The 22,166-nt window shown below is 62.1% G+C and carries 23 protein-coding genes; 16 read left to right on the top strand and 7 right to left on the bottom strand.

Annotated features, from left to right (window positions below):
• Positions 1–49 precede the first annotated feature (49 nt).
• Positions 50–550, bottom strand: coding sequence for a thiol peroxidase (tpx, locus tag CQ041_RS22305; protein ID WP_105524409.1), 501 nt, complete (start codon positions 548–550; stop codon positions 50–52).
• A gap of 158 nt (positions 551–708) precedes the next feature.
• Here tpx and CQ041_RS22300 point away from each other — a divergent pair, with 158 nt between their 5' ends.
• The 10 genes from CQ041_RS22300 to CQ041_RS22255 all read left to right on the top strand — a co-directional run bounded on the left by CQ041_RS22300 (position 709) and on the right by CQ041_RS22255 (position 11,965).
• Positions 709–1,998 carry a glycosyltransferase gene (locus CQ041_RS22300; protein ID WP_105524410.1) on the top strand — a complete coding sequence of 430 codons (1,290 nt, stop codon included), beginning with the start codon at positions 709–711 and terminating at the stop codon, positions 1,996–1,998.
• A gap of 72 nt (positions 1,999–2,070) precedes the next feature.
• The gene (locus CQ041_RS22295) at positions 2,071–2,976 is read left to right on the top strand and encodes an AraC family transcriptional regulator (RefSeq protein ID WP_105524411.1); all 906 of its coding nucleotides are present in this window, start codon (positions 2,071–2,073) and stop codon (positions 2,974–2,976) included.
• 213 nt (positions 2,977–3,189) lie between these two features.
• Positions 3,190–4,500: a sugar ABC transporter substrate-binding protein gene (locus tag CQ041_RS22290; protein ID WP_105524412.1), complete on the top strand. Its 1,311-nt coding sequence runs from the start codon at positions 3,190–3,192 to the stop codon at positions 4,498–4,500.
• Positions 4,501–4,653: 153 nt separating this feature from the next.
• Positions 4,654–5,544 (top strand): carbohydrate ABC transporter permease, encoded by an 891-nt coding sequence (locus tag CQ041_RS22285; RefSeq protein WP_105524413.1) that lies wholly within the window; start codon positions 4,654–4,656, stop codon positions 5,542–5,544.
• A 10-nt stretch (positions 5,545–5,554) separates the two neighbouring features.
• Entirely contained in the window at positions 5,555–6,385 is an 831-nt protein-coding gene (locus tag CQ041_RS22280; protein ID WP_105524414.1) for a carbohydrate ABC transporter permease, read from the top strand.
• A 22-nt stretch (positions 6,386–6,407) separates the two neighbouring features.
• A complete protein-coding gene (locus CQ041_RS22275; protein ID WP_105524415.1) occupies positions 6,408–7,511 on the top strand; it encodes an ABC transporter ATP-binding protein in 1,104 nt (367 codons plus the stop codon).
• A 15-nt stretch (positions 7,512–7,526) separates the two neighbouring features.
• Positions 7,527–9,002, top strand: a complete 1,476-nt coding sequence (locus tag CQ041_RS22270) for a mannitol dehydrogenase family protein (protein WP_105524416.1) — start codon at positions 7,527–7,529, stop codon at positions 9,000–9,002.
• Between the two features lie 80 nt (positions 9,003–9,082).
• Entirely contained in the window at positions 9,083–10,564 is a 1,482-nt protein-coding gene (gene xylB, locus CQ041_RS22265; RefSeq protein WP_105524417.1) for a xylulokinase, read from the top strand.
• 12 nt (positions 10,565–10,576) lie between these two features.
• Positions 10,577–11,512 carry a carbohydrate kinase gene (locus CQ041_RS22260; protein WP_105524418.1) on the top strand — a complete coding sequence of 312 codons (936 nt, stop codon included), beginning with the start codon at positions 10,577–10,579 and terminating at the stop codon, positions 11,510–11,512.
• Positions 11,513–11,569: 57 nt separating this feature from the next.
• Positions 11,570–11,965, top strand: a complete 396-nt coding sequence (locus CQ041_RS22255; RefSeq protein WP_105524419.1) for a hypothetical protein — start codon at positions 11,570–11,572, stop codon at positions 11,963–11,965.
• On the opposite strand, the gene CQ041_RS22250 is transcribed toward CQ041_RS22255, so the two are convergent.
• Positions 11,962–12,231: a DUF1652 domain-containing protein gene (locus CQ041_RS22250; protein WP_105524420.1), complete on the bottom strand. Its 270-nt coding sequence runs from the start codon at positions 12,229–12,231 to the stop codon at positions 11,962–11,964. The genes CQ041_RS22255 and CQ041_RS22250 overlap by 4 nt on opposite strands.
• Before the next feature lie 225 nt (positions 12,232–12,456).
• A complete protein-coding gene (gene ilvA / locus CQ041_RS22245; RefSeq protein ID WP_105524421.1) occupies positions 12,457–13,467 on the bottom strand; it encodes a threonine ammonia-lyase, biosynthetic in 1,011 nt (336 codons plus the stop codon).
• Positions 13,468–13,719: 252 nt separating this feature from the next.
• Here ilvA and CQ041_RS22240 point away from each other — a divergent pair, with 252 nt between their 5' ends.
• Both CQ041_RS22240 and map read left to right on the top strand, forming a co-directional pair.
• A complete protein-coding gene (locus CQ041_RS22240; protein ID WP_105524422.1) occupies positions 13,720–13,920 on the top strand; it encodes a ParD-like family protein in 201 nt (66 codons plus the stop codon).
• On the top strand, positions 13,920–14,678 hold the full coding sequence (gene map / locus CQ041_RS22235) for a type I methionyl aminopeptidase (RefSeq protein ID WP_105524423.1): 759 nt from the start codon (positions 13,920–13,922) through the stop codon (positions 14,676–14,678). Before CQ041_RS22240 ends, map begins: the two co-directional genes overlap by 1 nt.
• Before the next feature lie 30 nt (positions 14,679–14,708).
• Here the strand turns inward: map and sfnG are convergent, their stop codons facing one another.
• The gene (gene sfnG / locus CQ041_RS22230) at positions 14,709–15,794 is read right to left on the bottom strand and encodes a dimethylsulfone monooxygenase SfnG (RefSeq protein WP_105524424.1); all 1,086 of its coding nucleotides are present in this window, start codon (positions 15,792–15,794) and stop codon (positions 14,709–14,711) included.
• A 257-nt stretch (positions 15,795–16,051) separates the two neighbouring features.
• Between sfnG and CQ041_RS22225 the strand changes: the two genes are divergently transcribed.
• Positions 16,052–17,290, top strand: a complete 1,239-nt coding sequence (locus tag CQ041_RS22225) for an acyl-CoA dehydrogenase family protein (RefSeq protein WP_105524425.1) — start codon at positions 16,052–16,054, stop codon at positions 17,288–17,290.
• 18 nt (positions 17,291–17,308) lie between these two features.
• Here the strand turns inward: CQ041_RS22225 and CQ041_RS22220 are convergent, their stop codons facing one another.
• A complete protein-coding gene (locus CQ041_RS22220) occupies positions 17,309–18,094 on the bottom strand; it encodes a sulfite exporter TauE/SafE family protein (protein ID WP_105524426.1) in 786 nt (261 codons plus the stop codon).
• Between the two features lie 194 nt (positions 18,095–18,288).
• Here CQ041_RS22220 and CQ041_RS22215 point away from each other — a divergent pair, with 194 nt between their 5' ends.
• The 3 genes from CQ041_RS22215 to CQ041_RS22205 all read left to right on the top strand — a co-directional run bounded on the left by CQ041_RS22215 (position 18,289) and on the right by CQ041_RS22205 (position 20,135).
• On the top strand, positions 18,289–18,807 hold the full coding sequence (locus CQ041_RS22215) for a DUF3455 domain-containing protein (protein WP_105524427.1): 519 nt from the start codon (positions 18,289–18,291) through the stop codon (positions 18,805–18,807).
• 144 nt (positions 18,808–18,951) lie between these two features.
• The gene (locus CQ041_RS22210) at positions 18,952–19,470 is read left to right on the top strand and encodes a sigma-70 family RNA polymerase sigma factor (RefSeq protein WP_181153949.1); all 519 of its coding nucleotides are present in this window, start codon (positions 18,952–18,954) and stop codon (positions 19,468–19,470) included.
• Positions 19,467–20,135 carry an anti-sigma factor domain-containing protein gene (locus CQ041_RS22205; RefSeq protein ID WP_105524429.1) on the top strand — a complete coding sequence of 223 codons (669 nt, stop codon included), beginning with the start codon at positions 19,467–19,469 and terminating at the stop codon, positions 20,133–20,135. The genes CQ041_RS22210 and CQ041_RS22205 overlap by 4 nt, the downstream gene beginning before the upstream one ends.
• On the opposite strand, the gene CQ041_RS22200 is transcribed toward CQ041_RS22205, so the two are convergent.
• Entirely contained in the window at positions 20,136–21,437 is a 1,302-nt protein-coding gene (locus CQ041_RS22200) for an ATP-binding protein (protein WP_105524430.1), read from the bottom strand. It abuts the gene before it with no gap.
• Between the two features lie 3 nt (positions 21,438–21,440).
• Positions 21,441–22,142, bottom strand: a complete 702-nt coding sequence (locus CQ041_RS22195; RefSeq protein ID WP_105524431.1) for a response regulator transcription factor — start codon at positions 22,140–22,142, stop codon at positions 21,441–21,443.
• Between the last annotated feature and the right edge of the window lie 24 nt (positions 22,143–22,166).

Genomic DNA, 22,166 nt, shown 5'->3' with positions numbered 1-22,166 from the left:
TCATGTAGCACGCGTGTTACTGCCAGGCGACAGTCATGCGTTGAAACAGTTACTTCAAGACTGCCAGGGCAGCTTCGTAGTTTGGCTCTTGGCCGATTTCGGCAACCAGTTCGCTGTGCAGGACTTTATCGTTTTCGTCCAGCACGACAACGGCGCGGGCAGTCAGGCTGCGCAGTGGGCCGTCAACGATGTTTACACCGTAATCTTCCGAGAACGCAGCACTGCGGAAGTCCGACAGGCTTTTGACGTTCTCCAGGCCTTCCGAACCGCAGAAGCGCGCCTGGGCAAACGGCAGGTCCGAGGAAATGCACAGCACAACAGTGTTGTCCAGCTCGTTGGCCTGGGCATTGAACTTGCGAACCGATGTGGCGCAGGTCGGGGTATCAACGCTTGGGAAGATGTTCAGCACTTTGCGCTTGCCGGCGAAGGTCGCCAGGGTTGCGTCCGACAGATCGCCGGCGGTCAGGGTGAAATCAGCGGCCTGGCTGCCGACTTGCGGCAATTGGCCTTCAACCTGGACAGGGTTACCACGGAGGGTGACTTGAGCCATGAACGGAATCCTTCTGCTGTATTGGGTTAAACGAATTCGAGAGGCCGAAGTTAACCACAAAGTACGGTGGCTACCTATGCCCAGTCGCAAATTGTCATGCCTTCGGGTTGTGGTTTAATTGCGCGTTTTTCACCTGCCCTCCAAGGAAACCGCTGTCGATGAATCTGCCCGCCACCAAAGTCCTGGTCATTGGTTACGTCTGGCCGGAACCCCGCTCCTCGGCCGCCGGCGGACATATGATGCAGATCTTAGAGAGTTTTCTTACAGCAGGTTGGGAGATTACCTTCAGCAGCCCGGCAACCACCGGCGAACACAAGGCCGACCTGCCCGCCCTGGGCATTGCCGAATGCGCAATCGAGCTCAATAACAGCAGTTTCGACGACTTTATTCGCGAACTGGCCCCGGACATCGTGTTGTTCGACCGCTTCATGATGGAAGAGCAATTCGGCTGGCGCGTGGAAAAACACTGCCCCACCGCCTTGCGCGTACTGGAGACCAGCGACCTGCAAAGCCTGCGCGACGCCCGCCAGCAACGCTTGAAGGAGCGCCTCAAGGCCGCCCCGGACAGCGACGACTTCAGCCCGCTGTTTGCCCCGGCCCTGGAAGAAGCATTCCAGCGGATGGCCGACACCGACGTTGCCAAGCGTGAAATCGCGGCCATCTACCGCTGTGACATCAGCCTGATGATCTCCGACGTGGAGATCCGCCTGCTCACCGAGCAATTCAAGGTGCCGGCCGCCCTGCTCCACTGGTGCCCGCTGATGATCGAGCCACCCGCCCAGGCCTTTGTACCGTTCGACGACCGCGCGCACTTCCTCAGCATCGGCAACTTCCGCCACGCCCCCAACTGGGATGCCGTGCTGTGGATGAAGAACAGCCTGTGGCCGTTGATCCGCCAGCAACTGCCGGGCGTCCAGCTACATATCTATGGTGCCTACACGCCGCCGAAGGCCACCGCCCTGCACAATCCGGCCCAAGGCTTTCATGTGATGAACTGGGCCGAAGATGCCTTGCAGGTGATGACCGCGGCTCGCATCTGCCTGGCACCGCTACGTTTCGGCGCCGGGATCAAGGGCAAGTTGGTGGACGCAATGCTCTGTGGCACGCCCAGCGTCACCACGCCGGTCGGCGCCGAAGCCATGGGCGATGCGCAGCCGTGGCCGGGCGCCATCGAGCAGAGCGCACAGGCATTGGCCGACGCCGCCGTGGCGTTGTACCAGGACTGCGCGCGCTGGACCCAGGCCCAGGCGCGCGGGCGCCAACTGCTGGCGGGGCGTTATGACAAGACCCTGCACGGCCCGACGCTGGTGGACTGCCTCGAACAATGCCGTCGCCGGCTAGCCGACCATCGCCGGGACAACTTCACCGGCAGCATGCTGCGTCACCACGCGCATAAAAGTACGCAGTACATGTCCCAGTGGATCGAGGCGAAAAACCGCATCGTATAAACATCGGCGCTGGCAGGCTTACACGCATAGGGGCATTATTCGGGTCGCAACCAACAATAAAGCGACGGCAGCATGACCCGAGCAGCGCGCATCACCGACCCTTCCTACGAGTTGATGGACGACCACAACGGCCTGTCCATCATCTATCGCCAGCACGGTTTCCCCTGCCCGCTGGTGCGCTGGCACTTCCACAAGGAATACGAGCTGCACCTGATCGTCGCCAGCTCCGGCAAGGTGTTCATCGGTGACTACATCGGCAATTTCTACCCGGAAAGCCTGTTCCTCACCGGCCCCAACTTGCCCCACAACTGGATCAGCCAGGTGGACGAAGACGAAGTGGTGCCCAAGCGCGACATGCTGGTGAACTTCACCGATGAGCTGTTCGAGCAAGGCAGCCACATCTTCACCGAGCTCAAAAGCCTCGCCCCGTTGCTGGAACGCGCGCAGTACGGCATCGAGTTTCGCTGTAAAAAGACCATCGCCCAGGCCATGGCCCTGATGCAACGTATCGAGGACGCCCAGGGCATGGCGCGGCTGGGGCACTTTTTTATCCTGCTGGAAGTGTTGAGTGCGTGCGAGGACTACCAGCTGCTCTCAGGCGTCACCACGCCGCAATTGGCCGACGAGCACAGCATCGACCGCACCAACCGCGCGGTGGACTACATCTTTGCCCACTACGCGCGGGAATTGCCGCTGGAAGAAGTGGCGGAACACCTGGGGATGAAGCCCACGTACTTCTCCCGCGTGTTCAAGCAGGCTACCGGGCGCACGTTCATCGAATTTGTAAACCGGCTGCGCATCAGCAAGTCCTGCGAACTCCTGGCAGACGGCGACAAAGCCGTGACCGATGTGTGTTTCGAGTCGGGATTCAACAATATCTCCAACTTCAACCGGCGCTTCCAGCAACTCAAGGGCATGACCCCATCCCACTACCGCCGCCTGGCGGTGCAGCGCCTGACCGAACAAAACCTGGCCTGAACTCAACACCCACCGGTTTGATCGTTCCCATGCACGGCGTGGCAGCGATCATGAAGCAGTGCAAAAAAGTATCAGTCCCAGTGCTCCCAAGGATTTGTCACATTGCCATTTCAAGGCTGTAATCGACGCACACTCTTCCTGACTGCTTGTAGGAAGACACAACAACAATAACTGTCCTTCTGTAGCCCCCTGGGCGCGGAAATGGAGTGCGCGATGAAGTTCACAGCAAAAGTACTGCTTGCATCCACCTGCTTGACTATCAGCGCCGTCAGCCTTGGCGCGCAGACCCTGACCATTGCCACCGTCAACAACAGCGACATGATCCGCATGCAGAAGCTCTCGAAAACCTTCGAGGCCGAGCATCCGGAGATCAAGCTGAACTGGGTGGTGCTCGAAGAAAACGTGCTGCGCCAGCGCCTGACCACCGACATCGCCACCCAGGGCGGGCAGTTTGATGTGTTGACCATCGGCATGTACGAAGCTGCACTGTGGGGCGCCAAGGGTTGGCTGGAGCCGATGAAGGATCTGCCGGCGTCCTACGACCTTGATGATGTCTTCCCTTCTGTACGTGACGGTTTGTCCGTCAAGGGTTCGCTGTACGCCCTGCCGTTCTACGCCGAAAGCTCGATCACCTATTACCGCACCGACCTGTTCAAGGACGCCGGGCTGACCATGCCCGAGCACCCGACCTGGACGCAGATCGGCGAATTCGCCAGCAAGCTCACCGACAAGACCAAGGAGCAATACGGCCTGTGCCTGCGCGGCAAAGCCGGCTGGGGCGAGAACATGGCGCTGATCACCACCCTGGCCAACGGCTACGGTGCGCGCTGGTTCGATGAAAAGTGGCAACCAGAATTCAACGGACCTGAATGGAAAGATGCGCTGAACTTCTACGTCGACAACATGAAGAAATCCGGCCCGCCGGGTGCGTCGAGTAACGGCTTCAACGAAAACCTGGCGCTGTTCAACAGCGGCAAGTGTGCGATCTGGGTCGATGCCAGCGTGGCCGGCTCGTTTGTCACCGACAAGACCCAGAGCAAAGTGGCTGACCATGTGGGCTTCACCTTCGCCCCGCACGAGAAGACCGACAAGGGCACGTCGTGGCTGTATTCCTGGAGCCTGGCAATCCCTACCAGCTCCAAGGCCAAGGACGCCGCCAAGGTGTTCACCAGTTGGGCCACGTCCAAGGAATACGGCGCTTTGGTCGCCAAGACCGACGGCGTTGCCAACGTGCCGCCAGGCACGCGCAAATCGACCTACAGCGACGAGTACATGAAGGCCGCGCCGTTTGCCAAGGTGACGCTGGAATCGCTGAAAGTCGCGGACCCAACCAAGCCGACGCTCAAGCCGGTGCCGTACATCGGCATCCAGTTGGTGACCATTCCTGAGTTCCAGGCGATTGGGACCCAGGTCGGCAAGTTCTTCTCGGGTGCGCTGACTGGCCAGCAAACGGTCGACGCGGCACTCACCGCTGCGCAGACCACCACCGAGCGTGAGATGAAGCGGGCCGGTTACCCCAAATAAAGCAGGCCACCCACAGTCAAATGTGGGAGGGGGCCTGCCCCCGATGACGGTGTATCAGGCAAAGACTCATCAACTGGTAGATCGCTATCGGGGGCAACCCCCCTCCCACATTGACCGCACTCCGATTCTTGCTCTGTACCGGTCGTGAATACCATGAATACACCCGCCAAAAACCGTCTGGCCAACCCCGGCTGGTTCCTTGTCAGCCCTTCGGTGGCCCTGCTGCTGCTGTGGATGATCGTGCCGCTGGGCATGACCCTGTACTTTTCGCTGATCCGCTACAACCTGCTCTACCCCGGTGAAAACGAGTTCGTCGGGCTGGAGAACTTCGCCTACTTCGTCACCGATTCGGGCTTCCTGCCCGGCGCCACCAACACCCTCTTGCTGGTGGGCAGCGTGCTGCTGATCAGCGTGGTCTTCGGCGTCTTGATCAGTGCCTTGCTCGAAGCCAGCGAGTTTCTCGGTCGCGGCCTGGTGCGGGTGCTGTTGATCTCGCCGTTCTTCATCATGCCCACCGTCGGTGCGCTGATCTGGAAGAACCTGATTTTCCACCCGGTGTCCGGCGTGCTCGCCGCCGTGTGGAAGTTTTTCGGTGCCGAGCCGGTGGACTGGCTGGCGCACTACCCGTTGCTGTCGATCATCATCATTGTGTCCTGGCAATGGCTGCCCTTCGCGATCCTGTTGCTGATGACCGCCATGCAGTCCCTCGACCAGGAACAAAAGGAAGCCGCACGCCTGGACGGTGCCGGCGCCATCGCGATCTTCTGGCACCTCACCCTGCCCCACCTGGCCAGGCCGATTGCCGTGGTGGTGATGATCGAGACGATCTTTCTGCTCTCGGTGTTCGCCGAAATCTTCACCACCACCAACGGTGGTCCGGGCTACGCCTCGACCAACCTCGCGTACCTGATCTACAACCAGGCGCTGGTGCAGTTCGACGTGGGCATGGCCTCGGCGGGCGGCTTGATTGCCGTGGTCATCGCCAATATCGCGGCGATCATCCTGGTGCGGATGATCGGCAAAAACCTGACTGACAAGCCTTGAGGGCCGCGCCATGACGCTTCAACAATCCCGCCGGCTGCAAAGCCTGTTGCTCGGCACATTGGCCTGGGCCATCGCGATCCTGATCTTCTTCCCGATCTTCTGGATGGTGCTGACCAGCTTCAAGACCGAAATCGACGCGTTCGCCACGCCGCCGCAGTTCATCTTCACGCCGACGCTGGAGAACTACCTGCACATCAACGAGCGCAGCAACTACTTCAGCTACGCGTGGAACTCGGTGCTGATTTCCTTCAGCGCCACCGCCCTGTGCCTGCTGATTTCGGTGCCCGCGGCCTACTCCATGGCGTTCTACGAAACCCAGCGCACCAAAGGTACGTTGCTGTGGATGCTGTCCACCAAGATGCTCCCGCCGGTGGGCGTGCTGATGCCGATCTACCTGCTGGCCAAGAGCATGGGCCTTCTGGATACGCGCATTGCGCTGATCATCATCTACACCCTGATCAACCTGCCGATTGTGGTCTGGATGGTTTACACCTACTTCAAGGACATCCCCAAAGACATCCTCGAAGCGGCCCGCCTCGATGGTGCGACCCTGTGGCAGGAAATGGTCCGCGTCCTGCTGCCGATCGCCAAGGGCGGCCTGGCGTCCACGGTATTGCTGTCGCTGATCCTGTGCTGGAACGAGGCGTTCTGGTCGCTGAACCTGACCTCGTCGAATGCCGCGCCACTGACCGCGTTGATCGCGTCCTACTCCAGCCCTGAAGGCTTGTTCTGGGCCAAATTGTCTGCCGTCTCGACCCTGGCCTGCGCGCCGATCCTGATCTTTGGCTGGATCAGCCAGAAACAGTTGGTGCGCGGTTTGTCCTTCGGCGCCGTTAAATAATAATTCCAAGCGGAGGCCCATCATGGCCAACCTGAAAATCAAGAATCTGCAAAAAGGCTTCGAAGGTTTCTCGATCATCAAAGGCATCGACCTGGAAGTGAACGACAAGGAGTTCGTGGTGTTCGTCGGCCCGTCGGGCTGCGGCAAGTCCACCCTGCTGCGCCTGATCGCCGGCCTGGAAGAAGTCAGCGAAGGCACCATCGAACTGGATGGCCGCGACATCACCGAAGTGACCCCGGCCAAGCGCGACCTGGCGATGGTGTTCCAGACCTACGCCCTGTACCCGCACATGAGCGTGCGCAAAAACATGTCGTTTGCCCTGGATCTGGCCGGCGTCGATAAAAAACTGGTGGAGAGCAAGGTCAACGAAGCGGCGCGCATCCTGGAGCTGGGCCCGTTGCTGGAGCGCAAGCCCAAGCAATTGTCGGGCGGACAGCGTCAACGCGTGGCGATTGGCCGCGCGATTGTGCGCAACCCGAAAATCTTCCTGTTCGACGAACCGCTGTCCAACCTCGACGCCGCCCTGCGCGTGCAGATGCGCCTGGAACTCGCGCGCCTGCACAAAGAACTGCAGGCGACCATGATTTACGTGACCCACGACCAGGTCGAAGCCATGACGCTGGCCGATAAAGTGGTGGTGCTCAACAGTGGCCGTATCGAACAGGTCGGCTCGCCGCTGGAGCTGTACCACCAGCCGGCCAACCTGTTTGTGGCGGGCTTTCTGGGCACGCCGAAAATGGGCTTTCTCAAGGGCAAGGTCACCCGCGTCGACAGCCAGGGCTGCGACGTGCAGCTGGACGCCGGCACCCTGATCAGCCTGCCGCTCAGCGGCTCTACCTTGAGCGTGGGCAGCGCCGTGACCCTGGGCATCCGCCCGGAACACCTGGAAATCGCCAGCCCTGGCCAGACCCCCCTCACCGTCACCGCCGACGTTGGCGAGCGTCTGGGCAGCGACACCTTCTGCCACGTCAACACCGCCAACGGCGAGCCGTTGACCATGCGGATTCGCGGCGACATGGCCAGCCAGTACGGCGAAACCCTGCAGTTGCACCTCGACCCGGCGCACTGCCACCTGTTCGACACCGACGGCGTGGCCGTGGCCCGCCCACTGCGCGCTGCCGCCTGATCTGCGAGATTTGTGATGAAACTGAATAAACAGAACCTCAGCCAACTGGCACCGCAGGTGCAACTGCCCACGTATACCCACACGTCCCAGGGCATCGCCCACATCGGCGTCGGTGGTTTCCACCGCGCGCATCAGGCGTATTACACCGATGCGCTGATGAACACTGGCGAAGGGCTGGACTGGAGCATCTGTGGCGTCGGCCTGCGCAGTGAAGACCGCAAGGCCCGCGACGACCTGGCCGGCCAGGACTACCTGTTCACCCTGTATGAACTGGGTGACACCGACGACACCGAAGTGCGCGTGATCGGCGCCATCAGCGACATGCTGCTGGCCGAGGACAGCGCCCAGGCGCTGATCGACAAACTGGCCAGCCCTGAGATCCGTATCGTCTCGCTGACCATCACCGAAGGCGGCTACTGCATCGACGACAGCAACGGCGAGTTCATGGCCCACCTGCCGCAGATCCAGCACGACCTGGCCCACCCGAAGGCACCGAAAACCGTGTTCGGCTTCATCTGTGCGGCGCTGACCCAACGTCGCGCCGCCGGCATCCCGGCGTTCACCGTGATGTCCTGCGATAACCTGCCGCATAACGGCGCGGTGACCCGCAAGGCCTTGCTGGCATTCGCGGCGCTGCACGACGCCGAGCTGCATGACTGGATCAAGGCCAACGTGAGCTTCCCCAATGCCATGGTCGACCGCATCACGCCGATGACCAGCACCGCCCACCGCCTGCAATTGCACGACGAGCACGGCATCGACGATGCGTGGCCAGTGGTGTGCGAGCCGTTTGTGCAGTGGGTGCTGGAAGATAAATTCGTCAACGGCCGTCCGGCCTGGGAAAACGTCGGGGTGCAGTTCACCGACGACGTGACGCCCTATGAAGAGATGAAGATCGGCCTGCTCAACGGCAGCCATCTGGCGCTGACGTACCTGGGTTTTCTCAAGGGTTATCGGTTTGTGCACGAGACCATGAATGACCCGGTGTTTGTCGCCTACATGCGCGCCTATATGGACCTGGACGTCACCCCGAACCTCGCTCCGGTGCCGGGCATCGATCTTAGCGACTATAAACAGACGCTGGTGGATCGCTTTTCCAACCAGGCCATCGCGGACCAGTTGGAGCGGGTATGTTCCGATGGTTCGTCGAAGTTTCCCAAGTTCACCGTGCCGACCATCAACCGCTTGATCGCCGATGGCCGCGAGACCGAGCGTGCAGCGCTGGTCGTGGCGGCGTGGGCGCTGTACTTGAAGGGCGTGGATGAGAACGGCGTGAGTTACAAGATCCCCGACCCGCGTGCCGAGTTCTGCCAGGACCTCGTGCGCGATGAGGCCTTGATCAGCAAGCGCTTGCTGGGGGTGGAAGAGATTTTCGGCACGGCTATTCCCAATTCGCCTGAGTTTGTGGCAGCGTTCGAGCGGTGTTATGTAAGCCTGCGCGACAACGGCGTCACAGCGACCCTGCAAAACCTGCTGAAGAAACTGGCTTAACCATGGGGGAGCGAGCAATCCCGCTCCCACATTTGACCGAGTTTCCAACCCAAAAAAATAATACTGCTGAGCACTCCACCATGACCCAGCAAAACCTCTACCTCGGCATCGACTGCGGTACCCAGGGCACCAAGGCCATCGTCCTCGACGCCACCAGCGGCAAGGTACTCGGCCTGGGCGCTGCCGCGCACACCTTGATCAGTGGCGCCAACGGCCGGCGCGAACAACACACCGAAGAATGGCTCGACGCCTTCACCGACGCCACCCACCGCGCCCTGCAACAGGCCGGCGTAGAGGGTCAGGACATCCTCGGCATCGGCGTGTCCGGCCAGCAGCATGGCCTGGTCCTGCTGGATGACAACGGCCAGGTCCTGCGCCCGGCCAAGCTGTGGTGCGACACCGAGACCGCGCCGGAAAACGACCGCCTGCTGGCCTACCTGGGCGGTGAAAGCGGCTCGCTGGAACGCCTCGGCGTGGCGATTGCGCCGGGCTATACGGTCTCCAAGCTGCTGTGGACCCTGGAGCAACACCCGCAGGTGTTCGCACGCATTGCCCATATCCTGCTGCCCCATGACTACCTCAACTACTGGCTCACCGGCCGTGCCGTCGCCGAATACGGCGATGCGTCGGGCACCGGTTATTTCAATGTACGCACGCGTGAATGGGACGTGGCGCTGCTCCAGCACATCGACCCCAGTGGTCGGCTGGAACGTGCCTTGCCGGCCCTGATCGAGGCTGACGAAAACGTCGGCACGCTGCTGCCCGCCATTGCCGAACGCCTGGGCATCAACCCCAATGCCCAGGTGTCCAGCGGCGGCGGCGACAACATGATGGGCGCCATCGGCACCGGCAATATTGCGCCAGGGGTGATCACCATGAGCCTGGGCTCATCGGGCACGGTGTATGCGTTTGCCGATCAGGCCAATGTGAGCCCGCAAGCGTCCGTGGCCACGTTCTGTTCGTCCAGCGGCGGCTGGTTGCCGCTGATCTGCACCATGAACCTGACCAACGCCACCGGGGTGATGCGCGAGCTGTTCGAGCTGGACCTGGAGGCCTTCAACGCCTTGGTCGAACAGGCCCCCATCGGCGCGGACGGGGTGAGCATGCTGCCCTTCCTCAACGGCGAACGCGTGCCCGCCCTGCCCCACGCCACCGGCAGCCTGCACGGCCTGAACATGTCCAACCTGACCCGCGCCAACCTGTGCCGCGCGGTGGTCGAAGGCACCACCTTCGGCCTGCGTTATGGCCTCGACCTGTTGCGCCAGACCGGCCTGCAAAGCCAGAGCATTCGCCTGATCGGCGGCGGCTCGAAAAGCCCGGTATGGCGGCAGATGGTCGCCGATATCATGAACACCGAAGTGGTCTGCACCGAACAGCCGGAAGCAGCCGCCCTGGGCGCTGCGATCCAGGCCGCGTGGAGCCGGTCCGGCGAGTCGCTGACCCGCCTGTGCGACAAATGCGTGAGCGTCGACTCCGCCAGCCGCACCTTGCCGGTGGCGGCCAACGTCGGTGCCTATCAACAGGCTTACGAGCGCTACCAGCGGCTCGTGGCAACCCTTTAAGAGCGAACGATTATGTATCTGGTGTGTGGCGAAGCGCTGTTCGATTTTTTCAGCGAGGAGGGTGCCAGCGGGCAGGCTTCCACGGTCAATTACAAGGCAATCGCCGGTGGTTCGCCCTTCAACGTCGCAGTGGGGCTGCGCCGCCTGGGCATCAACGCCGGGCTGTTTGGCGGGTTGTCCACGGATTTTCTCGGGCGGCGCCTGCTGCAGGTGCTCAGGGATGAAGGCGTGAGCGAGCAGTTCCTGGTGGAGTTTGCGGCGCCGACCACCCTGTCGATGGTGGCCGTGGGTGCCGACGGTTCGCCGCAGTACAACTTTCGCGGCGAAGGCTGCGCCGACCGACTGCTGGAAGTCGCACACTTGCCGGCGCTGGGCGAAGACATTCGCGGGCTGCATGTGGGCTCGTTTTCCCTGGTGGTGCAGCCAATCGGCGACACCTTGTTGCAGTTGGTCCGGCGCGAAAGTGGCAAACGCCTGATCAGCCTCGACCCCAACGTGCGCCTTAACCCGCAGCCGGATATCCAGCAGTGGCGGGACCGCGTGGCGGAACTGGTCAAGCATGCCGACCTGATCAAGGTCAGCGACGAAGACCTGCACCTGCTCTACCCCGACCAATCGCCGGAAAGCGTGCTGCAGGGCTGGTTGCAGCACCGTTGCCAATTGGTGTTTCTGACCCGGGGCGGCGATGGCGCCAGCGTATTCAGCCGTCAGCACGGCACGTGGTCGGCACCCGCCGTCACCATCGCCATGGCCGATACGGTGGGGGCTGGCGATACCTTCCAGGCGGCCTTGATTGCCTGGTTGACCGAGCAGCAGCTGGATTCCGTGCAGGGCCTGCAACAACTGACGCGGGCGCAGATCGACAGCATGCTGGGCTTTGCTGTTCGTGCTGCTGCACTGACCTGCACCAAGACCGGTCCGGACCTGCCCTATCGCGATCAACTGTAGGAATCGGGGAAAAGGGAGTAGGCTTGCGCGCTTGTCATACGGCCGAAAGGATTCGCCATGCTGAGTTTTCGCTCCCTCGCCACGTTTACCGCCCTGCTCTGCTTCGCCCTCGCCATGGCCTGGGGCCTGCGTCCCAACCTGTTGCTGTGGATGTGGAGCGTGGAGTACTCCAGCGCCACCGGGCTGGTGTCCCGCCGCAATGCCGCGCTGTTCCTGGCCATCGGTGTGATGTTCTACCGCGCTCGCCACGCGCCACCCTCAGACACACGACGCGCCATGACCGCAGGGTTCAGCACCGGCTGCCTGATGTTGGGCATATTGGGATTCAGTGACTGGCTCAGCGGCAATGCCGGACCCGGCATCCTGCTGGCAGTGGCAACAGAGGCGATGTTGGGCCTGGCATTTCTCCAGGCCCACCGCTCTACCGCCGCTCAAGCGCACACTTCGGTCTAATGCAAGGCCCGACCTGCCGTTCTTTGCAGGACGGGCGGATGGTTGTGCTTGAGGTCTTCACGCAACCCGGTTATCAGGTTGCAGATGGCTCGACTGCTGTCGAGTTTGTCAGCGTTTATACCTTTGACTTCCAAATCAACTCGGTCACGGTCAATGTCGTCATAGACTTTGATCGTCAGCGAAGCGTCTTCGGCTTTGATGCATTCGCACCGTTTGGGCAGGAAACTTCCTTCAATAATGCTGCGAAGTTCGAGTTCTGAAAGCATGGACAACCTCTCCTTTGATGAGACCGCCAATCAGGGGTTGAGACAGCGCCTCGCCAACCTTGGCAGGCGCTTGTAGTGCCCAAGATTACTCGGCAGGATTCGCTGCCGTTGTAACTTTTCCTCATAAGTAAACACTGTTGTTATATAACTCACGGCGCATTAAACATGGACAGGTTTAATCGTCGTCGAACGGCCAGGATTAAACGTTTAACCCCGCCCGTTTAATCATGCAGCCGTGTAAGCCGCCACTCTTTCTGCAACATGTCGCAAACTATCAAAGTTGATGTTGGCGCCTGAATTGATCGCCACCAGCGTCTTTCCACGTACCCCATGACGAGCGACATACGTGCGAACCCCGGCCACCGCCAACGCGCCCGACGGTTCGGTGATGGAACGGGTGTCGTCGTAGATCAGCTTGATCGCGCTGCACAGCTCGTCATTGCTGACGGTGAGCACCTCATCCACCCAGTCCCGGCAGATATCAAAGCCATGGGCGCCCACCTGCGCGACTGCCGTGCCGTCGGCAAACCCGTCGACACTCGGCAGCACCACTCGCTCACCCGCCTGCAGAGCCGCCAACAGGCAACTGGAACCTTCGGGTTCGACACCAATGATGCGCACCTCAGGCCGAAGGTACTTGACGTAGGCGGCGATACCGGCGATCAGGCCACCCCCGCCCACCGGCACGAAGATAGCTTCCAGCGGCCCTTGCTGCTGGCGCAGGATCTCCATCGCCACGGTGCCCTGGCCTGCGATCACCTCCGGGTCATCGAACGGCGACACAAAGGTGCAACCCGTGGCTTCGGCCAGTTGCAACGCATGGGCCAGGGCAAACGGGAAACTCTCGCCGTGCAACACCGCTTCGGCCCCCCGCGACCGCACCCCCAGTACCTTCAACTCCGGTGTGGTAGCGGGCATGACGATCCGCGCGCTGATCCCCAGCTCCCGCGCCGCCAGCGCCACGCCCTGGGCATGGTTGCCGGCCGAAGCCGTGACCACGCCCCGGGCTTTCTGCGCTTCGCTCAGTTGCACCAGCTTGTTGTAGGCCCCGCGGATCTTGAAGGAAAAGGTCGGTTGCAGGTCCTCGCGCTTGAGCAGCACCGTGTTGCCCAGCAGCGCCGACAGGGCCGGTGCCGCTTGCAGGGGCGTGCGCACCGCCAGGTCGTAGACCGGCGCAGCGAGGATCTTTTTCACATAGTGTTCAAGCAGGGCCGTGTCGAGGGTGCGGGTGTTCATGGGTGTCTCCTGGCTTTGCAAAAAGGGCGCTGGAGACGGAAAAACAAAACCCGCCTCTAGGGCGGGTTTGGGTGCAGCCGTGTGCTATCCCGCCATATGAGGAATGGCGGTAATAATGCTTGGCTGGCTGCGAAAGGCTTGGAAAGTCATGCACCGAACTTACCCGGCGGCAACCAATGACGTCAACAAAATGTTTACTCTCGGCATACGAAACGTATACGCTTCATCTATCAATCCAGCACAGTGAACCTCATGGGCATCGTCAAGATCACCGACCAACTGCACGAACAACTGCGCATGGCAAGCGCCGCCATGGACCGCTCGATCAACGCCCAGGCCGAGTTCTGGATCAAGATCGGCCTGCTCGCCGAGCTGAACCCAAGCCTGCCCTACCACGAATTGATCAACAAACTGTTGCTGGACAAGCCCGACCTGATCCGGGGGCGCAGCTGATGATCAAGAACACGGCGCAGCTGGCGCTGATGCGTGAATCCGGGCGCCTGCTGGCCCAGGTCTTTACCATGCTCGACGGGTTCGTCGCCGCTGGCCGCTCCACCCTGGAGCTGGACAGCGCCGTGGAAGCCTTCATCCGCAACGAACTCAAGGCCCGCCCGGCCAGCCTGGGGCAATACGACTACCCGTTTTGCATCAACACCTCGATCAACGAGGTGGTGTGCCACGGCATGCCAAGCGCGAAGGAAGTCCTCAAGGACGGCGACATCATCAACATCGACATCACCCTGGAAAAAGGCGGCTACATCGCCGATTCCAGCAAGATGTACATGATCGGCACCGTGGCCCCCAAAGCCCGGCGTTTGGTCGAACAGACCTTCGAGGCGATGTGGGCCGGTATCCGCCAGGTCAAGCCCGGCGCCCGCCTGGGTGATATCGGCCATGCGATCCAGAGCCACGCCCAGGCCAATGGCTACAGCGTGGTGCGCGACTATTGTGGCCACGGCATTGGCCGGCAGATGCATGAAGAACCGCAGATCCTTCACTTCGGCCGGCCCGGCACCGGCCTGGAGTTGCGCGAAGGCATGGTGTTCACGGTGGAGCCGATGCTCAACCAGGGCAGCTCGAAAGTGCGCAGCCTCAAGGATGGCTGGACGGTGGTGACCAAGGACAACAGCCTGTCGGCACAGTGGGAGCACACCGTGGCAGTGACGGCGGATGGCTTTGAAGTGCTGACCTTGCAACCCCCCTCCTCGTAGCCGCGCACCACAAAAACTGGCGCCTGCCCGTCAGGCGACCTGCTGGGTCGAGGCGCTGGCCTCCAACTCCCGCACCAACGGCAATACGCGCTGGCCGAAATATTCGACCTCCTCCTGAAAGTGCAGGAACCCCGCCAGGATCAGGTCCACCCCCACCGCCTTCAGCGCCACGATGCGCTCGGCAATCTGCCGGGGTGTACCGATCAAATTGGTCTTGAACCCGTCGTTGTACTGCACCAGGTCCTCAAAGCTGGATTTGGCCCAGTTGCCCTCGCCTTCCGGTGAGGCCTTGCCGGCCTGCCGCGCCGCATCGCCAAACGCATTCACCGCGTCCGGGTCGGCCTTGTCGATGATCTCGGCCAGCACCGCGCGGGCTTCTTCTTCGGTGTCGCGGGCGATCACGAAAGCGTTCACCCCGACCTTGACCCGGTGATTGTTCGCCGCCGCTTTGGCGCGGATGTCATCGACCTGGGCCTTGATGCCCTCCGGGGTGTTGCCGTTGGTGAAGTACCAGTCCGACACCCGCGCCGCCATGTCGCGCGCGGCCCGTGAACTGCCGCCCTGGAACACTTCCGGCTGGCCCAAGGGCTTGGGCTTGAGGGTGTAGTTGTTGAAACGATAGAAGTCACCCTTGAAGGTGAAGTCGTCCTGGGTCCAGATGCCCTTCAACGCGCGGATGAACTCTTCGGAGCGTCGATAGCGCTCGTCATGCTCCAGCCAGTGCTCGCCAATCGCCTGGAATTCACCCTTGAACCAGCCGCTGACGATGTTCACCGCGATACGTCCGTGGGTGAGCTGGTCGATGGTCGCCAGTTGCTTGGCTGCCAGGGCTGGTTGCCAGGGGCCGGGCAGGATCGCGGCGATCACCTTGAGTGTGGTGGTCGCCGCCAGCAATGCATGGCTGAACGCCACGGATTCATGCTGGTTCTCGGCACCGTAGCCGGCGGTGAAGCGGATCTGGGTCAGGCCATATTCAAAGCCGGCGGCTTCGGCCAGTTGCGCCAGTTTGCGGTTGTAGTCGATGCCCCAGTGGGTGCGCTGTTCGATTTTGCTCACCACCAGCCCACCGCTGACGTTGGGCACCCAATAGGCAAATTTCACGGCTTGCTGACTCATCGGACGGTACCTCATGCACAGGGATGTACCGAGCGTGGAGCAGCAAGCGTGCCAGGCATGGGAAAACGCCGGTGCCAGCGGCCTCGCCGGAAACAGCGCAACCGCACGCAGCTGTCGCAGACCGCGCCGGTTTGTCGATGTGCTGTTGCTGGGGCAACAGTCGCGAGCGCCAAACGCCAATGAATACAGGCCCTGGCACCCGGCACGGAGTGTGCAATCACCTCCGTTAATGATCACTGCCTCGGAGCCGTCCGCCCATGACCGAACAACACGTCATCAATCCGCTGTCCCTCGGCGTCGATTACCCTGCCCTGGCCGCTCGTTTCCGGCCGATCTTCCAACGCATCGCCGACGGCGCCGTGGCGCGGGAACAGAGCCGCGAGCTGCCCCATGCGCCGATCCAGTGGCTCAAGGAGGCCGGTTTCGGCGCCGTGCGGGTGCCGGTGGAATACGGCGGTGGCGGGGCTTCGTTGCCGCAACTGTTCGAGTTGCTGATCGAACTGGCCGAAGCCGACTCCAACGTGCCCCAGGCCCTGCGCGGGCATTTCGCATTTGTCGAAGATCGCCTCAACGCTGCGCCGAGTGCAGGCCGCGACCTGTGGTTCAAGCGCTTCGTCGACGGCGACATCGTCGGTTGCGCCTGGACCGAAGTGGGCGCGATTGCCATCGGCGATGTGATCACCAAAGTCAGCCCGGACGGCGACCAGTGGACACTCAACGGTGAAAAGTTCTACAGCACCGGCAGCATTTTCGCCGACTGGATCGACGTCTACGCCCAGCGCAGCGACACCGGCGGCGACGTCATCGCCGCGACGCGCGCGCGCCAGCCCGGCGTGGAGCACAGCGATGACTGGGACGGCTTCGGCCAGCGCACCACCGGCAGCGGCACCTCGCGGTTTACCAACGCCGTGGTGGAGGCGGAAAACATCATTGATTTCGCCACCCGGTTCAAATACCAGACCGCGTTCTACCAGTTGGTGCTGTTGGCCAGCCTGGCCGGTATCGGCCGGGCCGCTTTGCGCGACGTGGCCCACCAGGTGCGCAGCCGCCAACGCATTTACAGCCATGGCAATGCCAGCCATGTCAGCCAGGACTCACAGGTTCAGCAGGTGGTGGGCGAAGTCGCCGCCCTGGTCTACGCGGCCGAAGCCAGCGCATTGAAGGCCACGCTGCCGGCGCAGCGCGCGTATGTGGCGCGGTTTGGCGGGGATGAGGGGCTGGAGCGTGAAGCCAACGTGGCCGCCGAAATTGAATCGGCAACGGCGCAGGTGGTGGTGTCCGGGTTGATCCAGCGTGCCACCAGTGAATTGTTCAATGCACTGGGGGCATCGGATGTGCGCCAGGGCAAGGCCCTCGACCGGCACTGGCGCAATGCACGGACGGTGTCGTCGCACAATCCGGTGATCTACAAGGCGCGCATTGTCGGGGACTGGGTGGTCAATGGCGCCGAGCCGCCGTTTGTGTGGCAGATCGGCAATGGCCCGGCAAAAACCTGAGATTGACTGGGGGGCGGCTTAGAAAGCGAGTTTGTAGCCGATGGCCATCAGCATCACGGCCAGGCACGGGCGCAGCACGCCGTCCGGGAGTTTGCCGGTCATGTGGCTGCCGATGTAGATGCCCGGCAACGAGCCCATCAACAGGAAGCCCAGCAAGTGCCAGTCCATGTTGCCCATGCTGGCGTGGCCCAGGCCTGCCACCAGGGTCAAGGGCACGGCGTGGGCGATTTCGGTACCCACCAGGCGGCGAGTGGCAAGGAACGGATACAGGATAAACAGCGCCACCGTGCCCAGGGCGCCGGCGCCGATGGAGGTCAGGGCCACCATGGTGCCGAGGATCGCGCCGGTCACCACCGTGAGCGCGTTCAGGTTGCGCGGGCTCATGTGGTAGTCGTCGCCCGCATGCCGCTGGGCGAAGGCCAGCAGGCTTTTCTTGAACAGGATCGCCAGGGCGGTCAGCAGCAACACCACGCCCAGCGCCTGCTTGATCACCGCGTTCATGGCGCTGGGGTCGGTGTGCAGGCTGGCGAGGAACCACAGGGTCAGCAACACCGCCGGGACGCTGCCCAGCGTGAGCCAACCGGTAATGGTCCAATCGATGTTCTTGTTCTTGCTGTGAACCAGCACCCCACCGGACTTGGTGATGGCGGCGTAGAGCAAGTCGGTGCCCACGGCGGTGGCCGGGTTGATACCGAACCACAACAGGATCGGCGTCATCAACGAGCCTCCTCCAACACCGGTCATGCCTACGATAAATCCAACGATCAGGCCAGCAACCACGAAACCAACATTACCCACATCCATTACAGCTACCTGCGGCCTTATAAATTTCTGGCGGCAGGATAGCGATTTTTCTTATAACGACTTATATCAATATGGTCTTACTTTAGATCTTTTTGTCTTTACGCGATTTTATTTGCAATCCCGTGCATCCGTTTCCCAGGCTCCCGCGTAGTACCAGCAGCAACCCTGCTGTTCTATCCAATGGAGAAACACCCATGAACGCTAAAGCATTGCTCTGCCTGACCGCCCTCCTCGCTGCCCCGGCCGCTTTCGCCCAGACGGGCCTGCCCGACACCGTCAAGGTGCCGGACGGCAACAAGGTTGCACTGGAGACTACAGGCGTGGGCGAAATCACCTACGAGTGCAAAGACAAAGCCAACGCCGCCGGTCAGACCGAATGGACCTTCGTCGGCCCGAAGGCCGTGCTCAATGATCGCAGCGGTAAACAAGTCGGCACCTACTTCGGCCCACCGGCGACCTGGCAGGCACAGGACGGTTCGAAAGTCACCGGCACCCAACTGGCCGTGGCGCCGTCGAGTGCCGGCAACCTGCCGTATCAATTGGTCAAGGCCAATCCGGCTGAAGGCAAAGGCGCGATGACGGGCGTGACCTACATCCAGCGGGTTGCCCTCAAGGGTGGCGTGGCACCGAGCAGCGAATGCACGGCAGCCAACAAGGGCAAGCAGGAAGTGGTGAAGTATCAGGCCGATTACATCTTCTGGGCCGCCAAGTAAGCTACGCTGCCCTTCTGTATGCAGGAGCGGGCTTGCTCGCGAAAATCCTCTACGACGACGCGCCTATGCTGGATAACGGCGGCGTCTGTGAGAGCTTCGCGAGCAAACTCGCTCCTACACAGTCCTGGGGAGAGGTTTGCGACGGTGTTTGATTATGAAGCGTGTTTGCTGGCGTGCGCCCGTGGCGATCAACGTGCGTTGCGCCAGTTGTATGAAGAAGACAGCAGCCGCCTGCTCGGGGTGGCCTTGCGCATCATCCGCGACAAGGCCCTGGCCGAAGACATTGTGCATGACGCCTTTCTGAAGATCTGGCGCGGCGCTGGCAGTTTTGACCCTGCCCGTGGTTCAGCACGCGGTTGGATCTACAGCGTTACCCGCCACCAGGCCCTCAATTTCGTGCGCAACCATTACCGCGAAGTGGCACTGGGCGATGAACACGAACAACTCGCTGCCCCCGCCGAAGCCTTTGAATTCAGCGCGCGCACCGGGCAGATCCACACTTGCCTGGAACAGCTCGACCCGGCCCGTCGCACTTGCATCCTGCATGCCTATGTCGACGGTTTTTCCCACAGTGAAATCGCGCAGAAACTGGACACGCCCCTGGGCACCGTCAAAGCCTGGATCAAACGTAGCCTCGCCGCGCTGCGGGAGTGCATGGCATGAGTGACACCCTCGACGAACTGGCCAGTGAATACGTACTGGGCACCCTCCCCGCCGAACAGCGGGCCGAGGTGGAACGACGCCTCACGCAGGATGCCGAACTGCGCGCGGCGGTGGATGCGTGGGAGCAACGCCTGCTGCCGCTGACCGCGCTGGCCGCACCGGTGCAACCGTCTGCTCAACTGTGGCCGCGGATTGAAAGCCATCTCGTCGGCGTCCGCACGCCGTGGTGGAACCTGCTGGCCCTGTGGCGCGGCCTGGCCGGTGCCGGACTGGTGACCAGCCTGGCGCTCGCCGTGCTGTTGCTGACGCGTCCGCCCAGCGCCGAGCCGACTTTCGTGGTGGTGCTGGTGGCCCCGCAAAGCCAGGCGCCGGGCTGGGTGATCCAGGCCAGCAACGACCAGCAGATACAGTTGATCCCGTTGGGCGTGATGGAAGTGCCGGCGGACAAGGCCCTGGAGTTCTGGACCAAGGGTGATGGCTGGCAGGGACCGGTGTCCCTAGGCCTGGTCAAACCGGGGCAGACCCTGTCGGTCCCGCTCGACCAGTTGCCGCCGCTGGCGCCCAATCAACTGTTCGAGCTGACGCTGGAAGGTCCGCAAGGCTCGCCTACCGGTAAACCAACGGGGCCGATCCAGGCCATCGGCCGTGCAGTCAAGGTGCTTTGATCAGACGGCGCCAGGCAACCATAGCCGGAACCGCGCACCGCCCAAGGGCGAGGCCAATGCCGTCAAGGTGCCGCCCTGGGCTTCCAGGGCGCGCCGGCTGATGGCCAGGCCCAGGCCGAAACCGCCGGTGGCGCGATCGCGGCTACGGTCGAGGCGGTAGAACGGCTCGAAGATACGCTCGCGCTGGTCCACGGGAATGCCGATGCCGTCATCGTCCACCCAGATCTCACAGCCATCGGCACCGACCTTCACCCCCACTTGAATGCGCTTGTCGCAGTAGCGCGTGGCGTTGCGCAGCAGGTTCTGCAGGGCACGGGCCGTCAGCCGCGGGTCGAGGCTGAAGCGTTCGACGGCGCAGTCCAGCACCACGTCGATCACAATCTCGGGGTTTTCCAGTTCGTCGTCGACGCTGCCCAGCACGCTGTCGATGAATTCGTCGAGCACCACCTCCACCCGCTCCGGCAATTGCGCCGGGTTTTGCAGACGGCTGTAGGACAACAGTTCCAGCACCAGCTCATCCAGCTCGCGAATATGCGCCACCAGGCTTTGCAGACGCTCGCGACTGGCCGCAGGCAAGTCTTCGGACAGCGCCAGCGCGAGGCCGAAGTCCAGGCGGGTCAGTGGCGTGCGCAGTTCGTGGGACACGGCGTTGAGCAGGTCGCGTTGCTGGTTGAGCAGGTGTTCGATGTCGTTGGCCATGGTGTCGAACACCGACGCCAGGCTGCCGATGTTGGAACTGGCGGGAATGCCAGTGCGCTCAGCCAGGTTGCCCTTGCCCAGTTGCGCAGCGGTGTTTTTCAGTCGCTCCAGGTCACGCCAGTGCGGCCGTAGCCACACCAGCAGACACGCCAGCAAGGCGGCGCCGATCAGCACGTTCATCGACCAGTACAGCAGGTTCATGTCCAGCGGGTCTGGGGGGATAGTCAGCTTGACCACGAATCGCTCGTTGATCGGCGAGCTGATGTCCTCCATCCAGCCCCACTCCCCCAGGCGGATCACCGGTTTGCCCTGCGCCAACAGCTGTTCTTCGGCGGTTGAATAGCTGGCGTCCTGGCGCAGCAGCAGTTTGACCTTGAGCGGCGCGAAATCCTGGTTCAGGTGCTCGGTCACCTCGGACCAATGCTCCACGGGTGCACGCAGGTACTGCTTGACGATCAGCTTCTGCATACCGCGCGACTGCTCGATGTTGTAGTCGAGGTAGCGATGTTCGAACAGTTGGATCACCAGCTTGGGAATCAGGAAGATCGCCGCGCTGTAGGTGACGATGGTGATGAGGTAAAGCCGCAGGAGTACACGAAACATGGGTCAGCATTCCCACTCGGAGCGGCTGAACAGGTAACCCTTGCCCCATACGGTCTTGATCTTGCGCGCTTCGCCGGCGTGGTCGTCGAACTTGCGGCGCAGCTTGGAGATGGCCACGTCCACCGAACGGTCGGTGCCGTTGAACTCGATGCCACGCAGGCGTTGCAGGATCTGGTCACGGCTGAGTACCTCGCCGGCATGCCGCGCCAGCACCACCAGCAGGTTGTATTCACCGCTGGACAGTTCCACCGCCTGGCCGCGCCAGGTCACGCTGCGCTCCGACAGGTCGATGCACAGGTTGCCCATCTGGATCTGGTCATTGGCCACTTGCGGTTCGGACAGGCTGCTGCGGCGCAGCAAGGTGCGCACACGGGCCAGCAACACGCGGGGCTCGCAGGGTTTGGTGACGTAGTCGTCGGCGCCCATTTCCAGGCCCAACACCTGGTCGTGACTGTCGTCGCGGGCGGTCAGCATCAGGATCGGCAGGCAGGCCGAATCGGCGCGCAACAGCCGACACACTTGCAAGCCGTCGAGGCCGGGCAGCATCAGGTCGAGGATCACCAGGTCCGGCGGGTTCTGGCGCGCTCGTTCGCGCACCAGGTCGCCACGGCTGAGCACGCTGACTTGATAGCCATTGCGCTCCAGGTAGCTGGCAATCAACTCGGAGAGCGCGGCGTCGTCTTCCACCAGCAGAATGTTGGGCATGACAGTGTTTCCAGAAAAAATACA

It is taken from the genome of Pseudomonas sp. MYb60, assembly GCF_002979555.1.
In the GTDB taxonomy this organism is placed as follows: Bacteria; Pseudomonadota; Gammaproteobacteria; order Pseudomonadales; family Pseudomonadaceae; genus Aquipseudomonas.
This window is presented reverse-complemented; position numbering and strand designations above follow the sequence as displayed.